The 14,790-nt window shown below is 32.3% G+C and carries 10 protein-coding genes; 6 read left to right on the forward strand and 4 right to left on the reverse strand.

The window, feature by feature from the left end; genetic code table 11:
* Nucleotides 1-337: 337 nt before the first annotated feature.
* The gene (locus RCH18_RS03005) at nt 338-520 is read left to right on the forward strand and encodes a hypothetical protein (RefSeq protein WP_326935283.1); all 183 of its coding nucleotides are present in this window, start codon (nt 338-340) and stop codon (nt 518-520) included.
* Between the two features lie 132 nt (nt 521-652).
* Nucleotides 653-1,021 (forward strand): DUF2237 family protein, encoded by a 369-nt coding sequence (locus RCH18_RS03010; protein WP_326935284.1) that lies wholly within the window; start codon nt 653-655, stop codon nt 1,019-1,021.
* A 672-nt stretch (nt 1,022-1,693) separates the two neighbouring features.
* On the opposite strand, the gene RCH18_RS03015 is transcribed toward RCH18_RS03010, so the two are convergent.
* The 4 genes from RCH18_RS03015 to panC form a co-directional block, all read right to left on the reverse strand.
* A complete protein-coding gene (locus RCH18_RS03015) occupies nt 1,694-3,655 on the reverse strand; it encodes a biosynthetic peptidoglycan transglycosylase (protein WP_326935285.1) in 1,962 nt (653 codons plus the stop codon).
* A 700-nt stretch (nt 3,656-4,355) separates the two neighbouring features.
* Nucleotides 4,356-5,717 (reverse strand): DNA repair protein RadA, encoded by a 1,362-nt coding sequence (radA, locus tag RCH18_RS03020; protein ID WP_326935286.1) that lies wholly within the window; start codon nt 5,715-5,717, stop codon nt 4,356-4,358.
* Nucleotides 5,718-5,797: 80 nt separating this feature from the next.
* A complete protein-coding gene (gene panD, locus RCH18_RS03025; protein ID WP_326935287.1) occupies nt 5,798-6,148 on the reverse strand; it encodes an aspartate 1-decarboxylase in 351 nt (116 codons plus the stop codon).
* A 14-nt stretch (nt 6,149-6,162) separates the two neighbouring features.
* Nucleotides 6,163-7,011, reverse strand: coding sequence for a pantoate--beta-alanine ligase (gene panC / locus RCH18_RS03030; RefSeq protein ID WP_326935288.1), 849 nt, complete (start codon nt 7,009-7,011; stop codon nt 6,163-6,165).
* A 108-nt stretch (nt 7,012-7,119) separates the two neighbouring features.
* On the opposite strand from panC, the gene RCH18_RS03035 reads away from it, so the two are divergent.
* From RCH18_RS03035 to RCH18_RS03050, 4 genes are all read left to right on the forward strand, one after another.
* On the forward strand, nt 7,120-7,926 hold the full coding sequence (locus tag RCH18_RS03035; RefSeq protein ID WP_326935289.1) for a glycogen/starch synthase: 807 nt from the start codon (nt 7,120-7,122) through the stop codon (nt 7,924-7,926).
* A gap of 20 nt (nt 7,927-7,946) precedes the next feature.
* On the forward strand, nt 7,947-9,617 hold the full coding sequence (locus tag RCH18_RS03040; protein ID WP_326935290.1) for a DUF4270 domain-containing protein: 1,671 nt from the start codon (nt 7,947-7,949) through the stop codon (nt 9,615-9,617).
* Between the two features lie 9 nt (nt 9,618-9,626).
* On the forward strand, nt 9,627-11,474 hold the full coding sequence (glmS, locus tag RCH18_RS03045) for a glutamine--fructose-6-phosphate transaminase (isomerizing) (protein ID WP_326935291.1): 1,848 nt from the start codon (nt 9,627-9,629) through the stop codon (nt 11,472-11,474).
* A gap of 495 nt (nt 11,475-11,969) precedes the next feature.
* Complete coding sequence (locus tag RCH18_RS03050) at nt 11,970-14,777, forward strand: TonB-dependent receptor domain-containing protein (RefSeq protein ID WP_326935292.1); 2,808 nt, start codon at nt 11,970-11,972, stop codon at nt 14,775-14,777.
* Nucleotides 14,778-14,790 lie beyond the last annotated feature (13 nt).

Below are 14,790 nucleotides of genomic sequence, written 5' to 3' on the forward strand. Positions count from 1 at the left end.
TTTCATCTGCCAATTGAATTTTTGTCCAATTATCTCGCTCCTTCCTAAAACCGAAATATTGCATTTAAATCTGTAAAGTAATACCTTAAATCCGGGCAATTAGGAAACTGCACGATTGATGATTGCAGTTGTTACAGCTAAATCGTCGCCTTTTTTCGTCATTGTAAATAATTTTTTAATTAATTTTACAAAACACTAACATTTTCCAGGAACACGTTACCGTACGTTTAGTTCAACAACGGTTATGAACGTATTGGTCGTTCGTGACTTAATGTGATTATTGAACCGATGCGTAAATAAGTAATCCCTAATTTCGATGCAGTGAAAAAACAGTGTGTTGGCGAATAATGCCTTGTGTACAGGTATTTCTGGTGAAGGCTCGTCTATTTTTGCGTTGTGTAAAGGACAAAACAGCGCCGATAAAGTGGCCGTCAGTAGGAGTGACACCTATTTAGATACCAGAATTTCTTTGGACATTCATATTTCAAAAATAAATGTTCAAGGCGTGAAAATTTTATAAAAAAGCATCATGAGAAAATCAATTTTACTATTTTTATTTGTGTCAACTATAACATTGGGATAAAATGAAGAAGTGCAAAAAAATTGTTTAATTACTAAAAAAACCACTACTTCCATATCAAATAAAAACAAGATGAAAAAGCAAGAAAAAAACGTGCTCGGAACAGCTCTAGAAATGGCGAGTTTAGAACCGCTAACAGGATTTTACAGAGATGGTTTTTGTTCAACTGGTGACGCTGATACAGGAATTCATGTTGTTGCAGCAGTATTAACGGATGAATTTTTAAACTATTCTAAATCAAAAGGCAATGATTTAGTTACGCCCAATTTAAAATATAATTTTCCGGGATTAAAATCGGGCGATGTTTGGTGTTTGTGTGCTAACCGATGGAAAGAAGCTTTAAAAGCTGGCGTTGCGCCGCCTGTAATTTTAAAAGCAACAAATGAAAAAGCGTTGGACATTATTTCATTAGATGATTTAAAGTTACACGTTGTAAAATAAAAGGTACGAGGTATAAGCTGCGAAGCACGAGGTACGAGCTAAGACGTATTAGGGGTGAAGACAAGGTGTGTAGTGCGATATACTAGTCACAAGTTATAAATTAAAAATTACTAATGATTCAAAATTATTTTACTCTAAACAATCACGATCATAAAGTTGCTTTTCAACAGGCCGTTGTTGCTGGTTTAGCACAATAGGGAGGTTTGTATCTTCCGATCTTGCGATTATCTTGCTTGTGCTTACAATGTGGTTTGTATCCTCCGTTATGATAGCCCAGATTTGCGACATGCGAATTTAAAAGCAAATCTGCGCCATCAGATAACCTTAACAAGCGAAGCAATCTCAACAGAGTAGAGCAACAAACATAGATTCTTCCTTCGTCAGAATGACAAATTTGGAGCGGTAAAAGCCTGTTATTCGTAACTCGTGATTGGTGATTCGTGACTAGTATTTTATCCCTTATACCATATATTTCGCACTTCGTACATCATCTTTAGTACCTTGTACCTCTCATTTCGTAACTGGCAAGTCCTGCAAAGTTTATAACTTTAAGGTTGTGTTTGTAAACCTTACGTTGATGGCATTAAAGTTCAAAGGGACTTTTACACTTAAGAAAAGAATTAGTCACAGATCAACGACAACTTATAAAATATGGCATTTTTGAACACATTTTTAAAGCGAGAACTCATCAAAAGTTTGTATAGAATCAATTACCGTAGAATCTTTCACTTTTAATCTCAAATAGGATTTAGCCGCGCCATTTATGTTTACTGTTTGTTGTTTATAAATGGTATCTTCAAGACTTAAAAGACCTCTACGAGTCATAATATTTGTCAAAAAAGATTCTTGTTTCACAGCAAATTCTTTTAGCGTTCCTTCATCATTAAATTGGTACATGAATTTTTTAGGACTTGGAATAATTCGGGCAAGGAATAAACACTCTTTTAGATCTAAATCAGCTGGATTTTTATCAAAATAAAATCGACTCGCTTCGCCAATTCCATAAATATTTGGACCCCATTCAATAACATTAAAATAAACTTCCAGCATTCGTTCTTTACTTGCTATTCGGTTGTTTTCTAAGATATAAACTAATACTATCTCTTCTAATTTTCGAGACAAAGTTTTCTCGCGTGTTAAAAAAACATTTTTGACTAATTGCATACTGATTGTACTAGCACCACGTGAAAATTTCTTAGTTTTTATATTTTTTATAATGGATTGTTTGAAAGCTTCATTGATAAAACCACGGTGAGAAAAGAAGGAAGGATCTTCAGTGGTTAAAACACTTTTTTGTAAATAAGGCGAGATTTGGTCTAATGGAGTAAAATTTGGGTTTGCGTTTCCAATTACAATTGGGCGTTGTAAAACATCCTTGATAATTGCACGATAAACAAATTCACTATTGAGTTTGTTTAGATTCGCTGTGCCGTATTTCGTTATCTTCAAGTTCTCTTTTTTGAGTTTGCTCCCAAAAACTAAGTCCTTTGGTTTGTTTGCATTGTATTGAAAATCTAAATTATAATTGAAAGTTCCTATGGCTTCCATCCCCTGAAAATTTGTAAATAGTCCGCTAGGAAGTGAATTTATAAAATCTTGAGCATTGGTTTTTGGAAGTGTTACTTTAAGTTTATAAATGGTATCTTGAGTAGTATGGTACGCAATATAAGGATGAAATTTTATTTTATTAAGTTGTACGGTAGAACTACTATCAACTGAGATGAAATCAGAGCCTAATAAAAAACGATAATCAAATCTTGCATTTTTTATAATGACGTCTTTTCGGGAAATTCTGGGATGATTTATTTTTAAATTGGCAATTGAAGTAAATCCATCAATGTGCAATTCGTCACCACTTTTGTTTATATTGTCAATTTTTAAACGAATGGAGTCAAAGCTGGAAATGAGATTGTAACGCTCATCTAAATAAGGAACTTTGATGGCGCCTGCATCAAGATTAAAAAACCGGATATCAGCTTTTTTATCTCTTGGATTAGCAAATCCTTTGATTTTCCACCGTTGTGAAAAAGAATTCGTTTTTATGTTTAATAAAGTTTCTAAGTTTTTGTTCTGAAGTACTAATTTATCAATTTTTATAGCTGTTTTTGTACCATTGTCGTTCAATTTAACAACTAAATTCTTTACCTTCATATTTGTTGGAACAAGATTTAGTACTTTTGAAATAATGCGATAGGCGATTTCAGCATAATCTTTTTTACTATTATTGACTGATTCTGAATTGTTTTTTTTAAGAAAAGCGGCAAAGTTTTTTACATTTCCTTTTTGCACGAGTTGCACAAATCCGTTTTGAACTTCAAGTGTTCCTAATTGAATTTCTCCTATTAATAATTTCCAAATATTAATACTAGTTCTTAATTTTTGTATGTTGCACAAAGTGTCTGCATTTTTTGGAGTCAAAGTGATTTGGGTTAAATTCAAACCTGAAAATCCTTCAAAATTAGCTTGCTTAACGGTCAAGCTGCTATCATATTCGAGTTCTATTTTTGCTGTAACTTTAGTAATAGCTTGTTTTAAAATGATGTCTCTAAAAAAATATAGCGATAGTGCGAACACAACAAAAAATATCAAGACCACTTTAAGAAATAGTATTATTTTTTGTTTATTAGTTTTCATTAAATAGGAAGCGATTTTTTAGAAGATTTAGTTGTACAAGTTAATGAAATAAAGCAAAAGGATTTAAACTTTATAGTATAGTGTGCGTAGTCTTAAAAAAGCTAATATATTGTAAAGGATTATTATTGGCTATTCAATGAATCGCTCGGCAAAGTTTTCAACTTCGAGGATGTGTTTTTCAGTTTTGAACTGACGGTACTAAAAATTAGTTTCAGCTGTACAATAAGTATTGATCGCTCTAGTTTTTGATGATTTTTTAATTACGGTTAGCGATATATCGTGAAATAAACGTAGTTATATTTTATAATCAAATAAGGCAATTCGTTATTCAAACTTTGAAAATAATTGATAAGTAAAAATAACTTTATTTTATTTCACCATTGAAGGGCCAGCGGAACAAATTTCTATTACATCAGTTACAGTTAAAGTACATCCAAAAATTTGGGGCTTTCACTCAAAGTCTTACTATTATACACTAAGTGGTTAATTAGCGACTACACTTTATAAATGTAAAAAAGATAAAAGTTTCTGCTTCTGCTGTGCAAAAGATCAGATTTTGAAGTTGTGTTTTTAGTTTTAACTCATATTGAAAAAGGTAAATAGCAATTATAATGAATTACTTTTCGATTAAATCAAAAATAATATACGACGGCTTTCTGAATAAAGTTTGCAGTTTTTCGATAAAAAAAAACGAACTTATCTATCCAAATAATTCCCCCGCAACATCCTCTATTTTAGCTACTAAACGAATATTTATTCCGCTATTTTTAATCGCTATTTTATTATATTTTGATACAAAAATGGTTGAAAACCCAAGTTTTTCTGCTTCCTGAATACGCTGATCTACTCTGTTTACAGGACGGATTTCGCCTGAAAGTCCTACTTCGCCCGCAAAACAAAAATCCTTGTTCACCGCAATATCTTCATTAGAAGATAAAATAGCCGCAACAACTGCTAAATCAATAGCAGGATCATCGACAGAAATTCCACCTGTAACGTTTAGAAAAACATCTTTGGCGCCAAGCCTAAAGCCTGCTCGTTTTTCTAAAACTGCCAAGATCATATTTAGTCTTTTAGCGTTGTAACCTGTCGTACTTCGCTGGGGAGTTCCATAAACTGCAGTACTCACTAGGGCTTGAATTTCAATCATCAATGGTCTCATTCCTTCTAAAGTGGAAGCAATTGCCGTTCCTGACAATTCTTCGTCTTTATGCGAAATCAAAATTTCTGAAGGATTAGAAACTTCGCGTAGTCCACTTCCTAACATTTCATAAATTCCTATTTCGGCCGTAGAGCCAAAACGGTTTTTTAAGGAACGCAATATTCGGTACACATGATTTCTATCGCCTTCAAACTGTAGAACCGTGTCGACCATGTGCTCTAAAATCTTTGGACCAGCAATGTTTCCGTCCTTAGTGATATGACCTATAAGAATTACCGGAATATTGGTCTCTTTAGCAAATTTGATCAATTCAGCGGTGGTTTCTCTAATTTGGGAAATACTTCCCGCAGTTGATTCAATATAATCAGTATGAAGCGTCTGAATGGAATCGATAATTACAATCTCAGGTTCAATAGCTTCAATCTGTTTAAAAATATTTTGAGTTTTAGTTTCTGTTAAAATATAACAATTGTCGCTGGTAGACGTAATCCTTTCGGCACGCATTTTTATTTGTTTTTGGCTCTCTTCACCTGAAACATAAAGGGTTTTGTACGGTAATTTTAAGGAGATTTGAAGTAAAAGTGTACTTTTACCAATGCCAGGCTCGCCGCCCAACAGTATTAACGAACCAGGAACTATTCCGCCACCCAAAACACGGTTCAATTCTGCATCTGTAGTGTCCATTCGGATTTCTTGAGCCGAATCAATCTCATCAATTCGAAGCGGTTTTGGAGCCTTGTTGCTAACAGTGGTTTCGCTTTTCCAAGCTATTTTTTCTTGTTTTTGAATAATTTCTTCGGCAATGGTATTCCATTCTTTGCAGGAGTTACATTGTCCCTGCCATTTTGCATATTGTGCACCGCAGTTTTGACAGAAAAAAGTTGTTTTTACTTTAGCCATTCTTTTGAAATAAATTTTTTCTAAGCTTGCCAGCCTAAAAAGGCCTAGAGAGTTTAATAATAATATTCAAAATTTATTATTTAAGTCAATGAATTATCATTTTCATTTGGAAAAATAACCCAGGGTTTGAATGTTTTAGCTTCTTCAAATTCCATTGTTGCGTAGGAGATAATAATAATGATATCATCTTTTTGAACTTTTCTAGCCGCTGGACCATTCAAGGTTATTGTTCCTGAATTTTTTTGTCCTTTGATAGCATAAGTTTCGAAGCGTTCTCCATTGTTGATATTTACAATAGCCACTTTTTCACCTTCAATAATATTCGACGCTTCTAAGAGAGATTCGTCTATGGTAATACTTCCGATATAATTTAAGTCGGCACCTGTTACTTTAACCCGGTGAATTTTTGATTTTAAAACTTGTATTTGCATACTACAAAAGTAAATTAATTTAGTGAAATGGTATCAATCAAACGAATATTGTTAACTAATACCGCAATAAAAGCACGGTATTTTTTATTTTTATCTTTCTTGGTGCACGATAGTAACGTAGTTTCATCAGCAATGGTAAAATATTCTAATGTAAAACGCGGGTTACGTTCGATAAATGATTTAACCCATTCTGTAATTTTTCTTGAACTTTGTTTTGTAAACTTCTCTTTTGCAGCGGTTAATGTTTTATAAATAATGGCAGCTTCTTCTCTTTCTTGCTCAGACAATCGTTCATTCCTAGAACTCATGGCAAGATTGTTTTGTTCTCTGTGAATGGGACAGCCAACAATTATAACGCCTAGCTTATCTTTGAAAACCATTCTTTTTACAATTTGTAACTGTTGAAAATCTTTTTCACCAAAATAGGCATTTGTAGGTGTTACAATCTCAAAAAGTCTTTTAACAATTGTACCAACTCCATCAAAATGACCAGGTCTAAATTTTCCTTCCATTTGATTTTCTAACCCATCAAAGTCAAAATGTTGTGACAAAACGTTGCCTTCATAAATATCATCTACAGAAGGAGCATATAAAATAATCTTAGGATCTAAATCATCTAATTTTTTGACATCTTCCTCTAAAGTTCTTGGATATTTGGCTAAATCCTCTAAGTTATTGAATTGTGTAGGATTGACAAAAATGCTAACAACGGTATTATTATTTTCTAAAAGTGATTTTTTCATCAAAGCAAGGTGTCCCTGATGTAAAGCACCCATAGTGGGAACAAATCCAATGGTGGAATCAGCTGTTTTTATTGATTTCAAATAGTCCATTAAAGATGCTTTTCCGTAGAAAATAGGCATGGTGGTATTATTAAAATTAACTGCAAACTTACTATTTTAGTTAATAACTGCATAAATTTTTGTAATTTTGCATGGTTTTTATTGCCAGTAAACTAAGTAAATTACAATATGAAAGATAAGAGGATATTATATGTATCATCTGAAGTGGTGCCGTATCTCGCTGAAAATGAGGTCTCTTTAATGTCTTATGACGTTCCTAAAATGATAAATGATCAAGGTGGACAGATAAGAATTTTTATGCCAAGGTATGGAAATATTAATGAAAGAAGACATCAATTGCATGAAGTAATTAGACTTTCAGGGATGAATTTAGTTGTAAATGACTTGGATATGCCGCTTATTATAAAAGTAGCTTCTATTCCTAAGGAAAGGATTCAAGTTTACTTTATTGACAATGATGAGTATTTTAAAAGGAAAGCTACATTTACTGATGAAGAAGGTGTCATGTATTCTGATAATGATGAACGTGCCATTTTCTTTGCTAAAGGTGTCGTTGAAACTGTAAAAAAACTAAATTGGGTTCCCGATATTATTCATGTTCATGGTTGGATGGCTGCTATGTTACCTATTTATATGAAGCATTATTATAAAAATGAAGCCTTATTTTCAGAGACTAAAATTGTAACATCTGTTTATGCTCAATCATTTGAGGGAACATTAAATAAAGGAATGATTAACAAGGTAAAATTTGACGGAATTCCTGCTGATGCCATTGCTGATCTGGAAACTCCAGATTATGAAAATATTATAAAAGCGACTATCAATCACTCAGATGCTGTAATTATTGCATCAAATAACCTGTCTCCAAGTTTAACAAAATTTATAGAATCTTCAGGAAAACCTTTTTTACCTTTCGCCTCCAAAGATTCGTTTTCAGAAGCATATACTAATTTCTACAAAACGGAAGTTCTTTAAATTTAACTTTTCTAATAAATATGTACAATAATTCTTTTTTTAAGAAAGCCTTGATAGTTATATCTGTAGTCTTTTTATACTCGTGTGACAAAGATTATAATGAAATTGGTGGAGATCTTATAGGTAGTAATAATTTTGTTTTTAATAAAGACTCTTATACAGTTAATGGTTACAATCAAAAAACAGGTCCTATTCAATCTAATAATCTTGAAATAAATCCTTTAGGAATTTATAATGACAAAAATTTTGGTGAAACTACTGCGAATTTTAATACGCAAGTAAGTTTAGCTTCCACTGTAAATACTATTGGTCAAAATGTATTTGTAGAGAGTGTTATTCTTACAATACCCTATTACACGGATGAACTCAAGAAAAAGATTAATGTAGATGGTAGTAGTACCTATGTTTTAGATTCTATTTATGGTCCTGAAAAAGCCAAAATGAAATTGAGCGTTTATGAATCAGGATACTTTATGCGGGATGCAGATCCGATGACTAATTTTCAGCAGCAGCAAAAATATTTTACAGATCAAAATACACTATTTGATAGTAAGAAAATTTCTAATCGCTTAAATGACAGTGAATCAGACACTTCTCAAAATGATCAATTTTACTTTGATCCTACTGAAAAAGTAGTCGAAGTTTTAGACTCTATAACTGGGGTTAAAACTAAAAAATACTCCGCGCCTGGAATGCAATTAAATTTGAATAAAATTTATTTTAAAACGAGAATCCTAAATGCAATAAATTCGGGAAAGTTAGCTTCTAATGACGCATTTAAAAATTACTTTAGAGGTCTCTATTTTAAAATGGAAAAAATAGGTAATAGCCCAGGGAATTTAGCTATGCTTGATTTTACAAAAGGTCAAATAACAATAATATATAAAGAAGATGTAGCTAATCCTACTGCGGGTGTGGCTCCAAGTAGAGATAAAAAGACGTTAGTGTTAAACATGACTGGTAATTCAGTTAGTTTGCTAAACAATAATTTTAGTACATCAGGATCAACTTACAATATGTTACCAAGTACAGGTAATATAGTTAGTGGTGATGAAAAATTATATCTTAAAGGTGGTGAAGGATCATTAGCGGTTTTAGAGCTTTTTGATAAAAAAGATGTTAGAGGTTATGATGCTAATGGAAACGTAATTGCTGGATCAAATGATGTCGCTGATGAACTGGATGATTTAAGAAATCCTACTGATGGTAAAAAATTACTGATTAATGAGGCAAATTTAGTTTTTCATATTGACAGTGATGCTATGGCAAATAGTGATCATCCGCAAAGACTTTACTTATATGATTTTACTAATAGTCGTATATTAGTAGATTACGCTTTAGACCAAGGTATCAATAATACTTCTCCTAAAAAATCTAAATTAATATTTGATGGTCTACTTAATAAAAATGAGACTACAAAAAAAGGTGCTAATTACAAAATTAGAATCACTAATCAAATAAGAAATCTTATTAATAATAAAGATTCTACTAATGTAAAATTAGGTCTTATCATTACAGAAGATATTTTAAAAGTTGTTTCATATAAAGTAAAAACTCCTGACGCTTTCATTTCTCAGGCACCAAAAGCATCAGTGATGAATCCTTTAGGAATTGTACTATTTGGCGGAAAAGCGACTATTCCTGCTGATAAAAGATTAAAACTTGAAATTTATTATACTAAACCAAAATAAAAATAAATTATGTGTGGAATTGTTGGATATATCGGATATAGAGAAGCTTATCCTATTGTTATTAAAGGATTAAAAAGATTAGAATATAGAGGATACGATAGTGCTGGAGTGATGTTATATGATGGTTTAGAGATGAAAGTCGCTAAGGCAAAAGGAAAAGTTTTAGATCTTGAAGAAAGAGCATTACAAGAAATTACTATAAATGGTACCATTGGAATGGGACATACTCGCTGGGCTACACACGGTGTTCCTAATGATGTTAATTCGCACCCTCACATTTCAAATTCTGGAGATTTAGCTATTATTCATAACGGAATCATTGAAAATTATGCTCCTTTAAAAGCTGAATTAATAAATAGAGGTTATATCTTTCATTCAGATACTGACACTGAAGTTTTAATCAATTTGATTGAAGAGGTACAAAAAAAAGATAATTTAAAATTAGGTAAGGCTGTTCAAGTGGCCTTAAATCAGGTGGTAGGTGCGTATGCAATTGCAGTATTTGATATAAAAAACCCAAATGAAATTGTTGCTGCTCGATTAGGTAGTCCACTAGCAATAGGTATAGGGGAAAATGAATATTTTATAGCCTCTGACGCCTCTCCATTTATTGAATATACTGCTAATGCTGTGTATTTAGAGGATGGTGAAATGGCTAATATTAGATTGCATAAACCTATGAAAGTACGTAAAATTAAAGATGATTCTTTAGTTAATCCTACTATTCAAGAGTTGCAAATGAACTTAGAGCAAATTGAAAAGGGAGGATATGACCATTTTATGCTTAAGGAAATTTACGAGCAACCAAGTGTTATTAAAGATACTTATAGAGGACGATTACATGCTAACGAAGGTTTGATTCAAATGGCAGGTGTCGAGGATAATATAGAAAAATTTTTAAATGCAGACCGTATCATCATAGTAGCTTGTGGAACTTCTTGGCACGCTGGCTTGGTAGCTGAATATGTATTTGAAGAATTTGCAAGAATTTCTGTAGAAGTAGAATACGCCTCTGAATTTAGATATAGAAATCCTATCATAAATAGAACTGACGTTGTTATTGCCATATCGCAATCAGGTGAAACAGCAGATACAATGGCTGCTATTAAACTCGCTAAAGAAAGTGGTGCGTTTGTTTTTGGAGTTTGTAATGTGGTTGGTTCTTCTATTTCTAGAGAGACGCATGCGGGAGCTTATACACATGCTGGACCTGAAATAGGTGTCGCATCTACTAAAGCATTTACTACCCAAATCACAGTTTTAACAATGATTGCATTGCGTTTAGCTAAAGCTAAAGGAACGTTATCAAATTCTGTTTTTCATGCTTATTTAAACGAATTAGAAATTATTCCAGAAAAAGTTAAAGAAGCGTTAGAAACTAATGACATAGCTAAAGAAATTGCTGCAGTTTTTAAAGATTCACCTAATTGTTTATATCTTGGAAGAGGGTATAATTTCCCAGTTGCCTTAGAGGGAGCTTTAAAGCTAAAAGAAATTTCATACATACACGCTGAAGGATATCCAGCTGCAGAAATGAAGCATGGACCAATTGCATTGATAGATGAACACATGCCTGTAATTATAATTGCACCAAAACAAGGTCATTATGATAAAATTGTAAGTAACATTCAAGAGATTAAATCACGAAGCGGTAAAATTATAGCCGTTGTTACAAAAGGAGATACTCAAGTACGTGAATTAGCAGATTATATCATTGAAATTCCAGAAACATCAGATGCATTATCACCATTGATTACAACAATTCCATTACAACTTTTATCGTATCATATTGCTGTAATGCGTGGTTGTAATGTAGATCAACCTAGAAATTTAGCAAAATCAGTTACTGTCGAATAATTGTAACTATAATTTTAAGAATAAAACAAAAGCCTCAAATTAATGAGGCTTTTGTTATTTAACGCCTTTCCAAATGTTACTTAAAATCATCATTATTTTATTTGCCTCTTTATTAAAATTCTGAACAATAAGTTTGTATTATAAAATGCTATTTCTATTATTTTTTAAGAATACTATTATTTATAATTTCGATTTAAACAATAGAGTATGATTACTTAAAATCAGGACAATATTAATATTTTAGAATGCACACTCATTTTTATTATATCGTTAGAAATTAATAATAATTCCGAATTATTATTAATTTTTATATGCTTGCATAGTTATTTTTTATATAATTTATCCTAAAATTTAACATTTTAAATTTAATTGATATTGTACAAAATCACTATAATATGCTCCAAAGCTACTAAAAATCAAATTTTTTTAGCTACTTTTTATTAATATCAAAATTAATTGTACTTTGGCTTCCTAAACCAACAAATTTTTAATCTGATGAGAGTATATTTACTTTTTATGTCATTGTTTTTTTGTAGCATTGCTTTTGCTCAAAGTACAATTTCAGGCGTGGTTACAGATAGTAACGGCCTACCGATCCCTGGAGCTAATATTACGATTATCGGCGAATTAGCCAGTACCGTCACTGATGTAGACGGTAATTTTAAAATCCAAGCAACTAAAAATCTACCTTACACTATTAATGTTACAAGTGTAGGTTATATTTCTCAAAAAGTCTCAGTCACTGCAATTAATATAAAGGTTACAGTAAAGCTTGAAGAAGAAGAAACATTATTAAATGAAATAGTAGTTTCTGCTTCTAGAACGCCAGAAAGAGTTTTAGAATCACCTGTAACTATTGAAAGAATGGGTATTGCTGATATCAAAAAAACGGCTTCTCCTTCATTTTATGATGGTCTTGAAAACATGAAAGAAGTGCAAATGAATACTTCAAGTATGTCTTTTAAATCTATTAATACTCGTGGATTTGCATCAGTGGCAAATACCCGTTTTATGCAGCTAGTAGATGGTATGGACAATTCCTCACCGCTATTAAATTTTGTTTTAGGAAATTTAATTGGTGTTTCTGAAATTGATGTACAAAGTGTTGAATTATTACCAGGGGCATCTTCTGCTTTATATGGTGCCAATGCTTTTAATGGAATCTTATTTATGACAAGTAAAAGTCCATTTGCTAGCGAAGGGATTAGAGCTTACGCAAAATTTGGTCAAACTAGTCAAAAAGCTGCAGGTACTAATGATTACGTCGATTATGGAGTTAGAATGGCTAAAGCATTCAATAAGTATTTCGCTGGTAAAGCAAATTTTGCTTATATGAGAGGAACAGAATGGAATGCTGTTAATTACGATGATAAAACGCGTATGGGTTTTGGTAGAGGCAACATTGATTATGATGGAGTAAATGTATATGGTGATGAAGTGGCTACTAATATTAAAAGTGTTGGTGAAGCATTAGCAGCACAAGGAATAATTCCAGCATCAGCTGTAAATTTATTGCCAAGCACAAATGTAAGTAGAACGGGTTATAACGAAGTTGACTTAACTGACAATAAAGTATCTAATACTAAAATTGATTTCTCATTACATCTTCGTCCATTTGGTGATGAAAAATTAGAAGTGATTTGGCAAAGTAAGTTCGGGTATGGTAACACAGTTTATCAAGGAGCCAATCGTTATTACTTAAACAACTTTTTTATGCAACAACATAAAATAGAGTTTAAAGGTAAAAATTTCTTTATTAGAGGTTATACCACAACAGAAGATGGTGGTCAATCGTATGATATGTTATTTGCAGGTATTAATGTGAACAGAAAATGGAAACCAGATGCAACATGGTTTGGTCAATATGCAGGAACGTATGTACAATCAACTTTAGCTGGAGCAACACCTGATCAAGCACATTCACGTGCAAGAGGTGTAGCCGATACAGGTCGATTCTTACCTGGAACAGCAGCATTCAAAAATGCATTTAGTCAAGTTATCAGCGATCCTGATGTATTGACTGGTTCTAAGTTAGTAGATAATTCAATAATTTACCACTCAGACGCAAATTACAACTTTAAAGATTTAATTTCTTTTGCAGAAATTCAAGTCGGAGGTTCTTACAGACAATACGAATTAAATTCTTTTGGACGTATTTATACAGATGCGAAAGGACCAATTAAATATGATGAATATGGTGCCTACACACAGCTAACAAAGAAAATGTTAGATGACCGTTTGAAATTTACGGGTTCTATTCGTTATGACAAAGCTCAAAATTTTGATGGCAATATTTCACCACGATTATCATTAGTGTATACAGGAGGAGAAAGCAGAAAACACAATTTTAGAGGTTCGTTTCAAACTGGTTTCCGTAACCCATCAACTCAGGATCAATACATTGGATTTAATGTTGGTAGAGCCATATTATTAGGATCAGCTCCTGACAACTTAGATCGATTTGTTGAAACTTTACCTATCGCTACAGCAGTAGGACAAGGATTTGCGCAAGGAAATTCAGTAACAATAACTGGTAGAAACGCTTATGAAAATTCATATACAGCTTCATCAGCAGCAGCATTTGCAGCAGCGAGAAATCCAGCCTTATTGCTTAAAAATAATGCCAATTTAGTGAAACCAGAAGAAGTAAAAGCTTTTGAATTAGGATACCGCTCTTTTATAGATAAAACTTCAATTGACATCAATGGATATTATAATATCTATAATAATTTCATTGGTAATTTAAATGTTTTAGCTCCATTATATGGAAAAGCTTTAGATGGAGGTGGTTTAACTAATCCACAAGGACAACAAGCTTTACATGCACTTGCTAATGGTAACACAAGAGCTTTTCAACTTTATACAAATACTGATTTAGAAATTGAATCATTAGGTTTTGGTATTGGTCTGTCTCGAAAAGTATATCAAGATTTTGAATTTGGTGTAAATTACAATTATGCTCAATTTAATTTTGATCAATCTAAAGATGATAGTTTTGAAGCAGGATTTAATACCCCAAAACACCGCGTAAAAGCATCTATTGGCAATGAAAAATTGTTCGCTAATTTTGGATTTAATATAAGCGGAAGATGGAACAGCGAGTACTTGTGGCAATCATCTTTTGCGGATGGAACAATTGCTTCAGCTACAGTGATTGATGCTCAATTAAATTATGATTTCCCATCGCTAAAATCTACATTTAAAATTGGAGCTTCAAATATTGGAGGAAAAGAATATGGTCAAGTTTTAGGAGCTGGGCTTATTGGTCAGCAGTACTTTGCTTCATGGACAATCAATCCGTAATTAATCAAATTTT

The sequence above is a fragment of the Flavobacterium sp. PL11 genome (assembly GCF_035985025.1).
In the GTDB taxonomy this organism is placed as follows: domain Bacteria; phylum Bacteroidota; class Bacteroidia; order Flavobacteriales; family Flavobacteriaceae; genus Flavobacterium.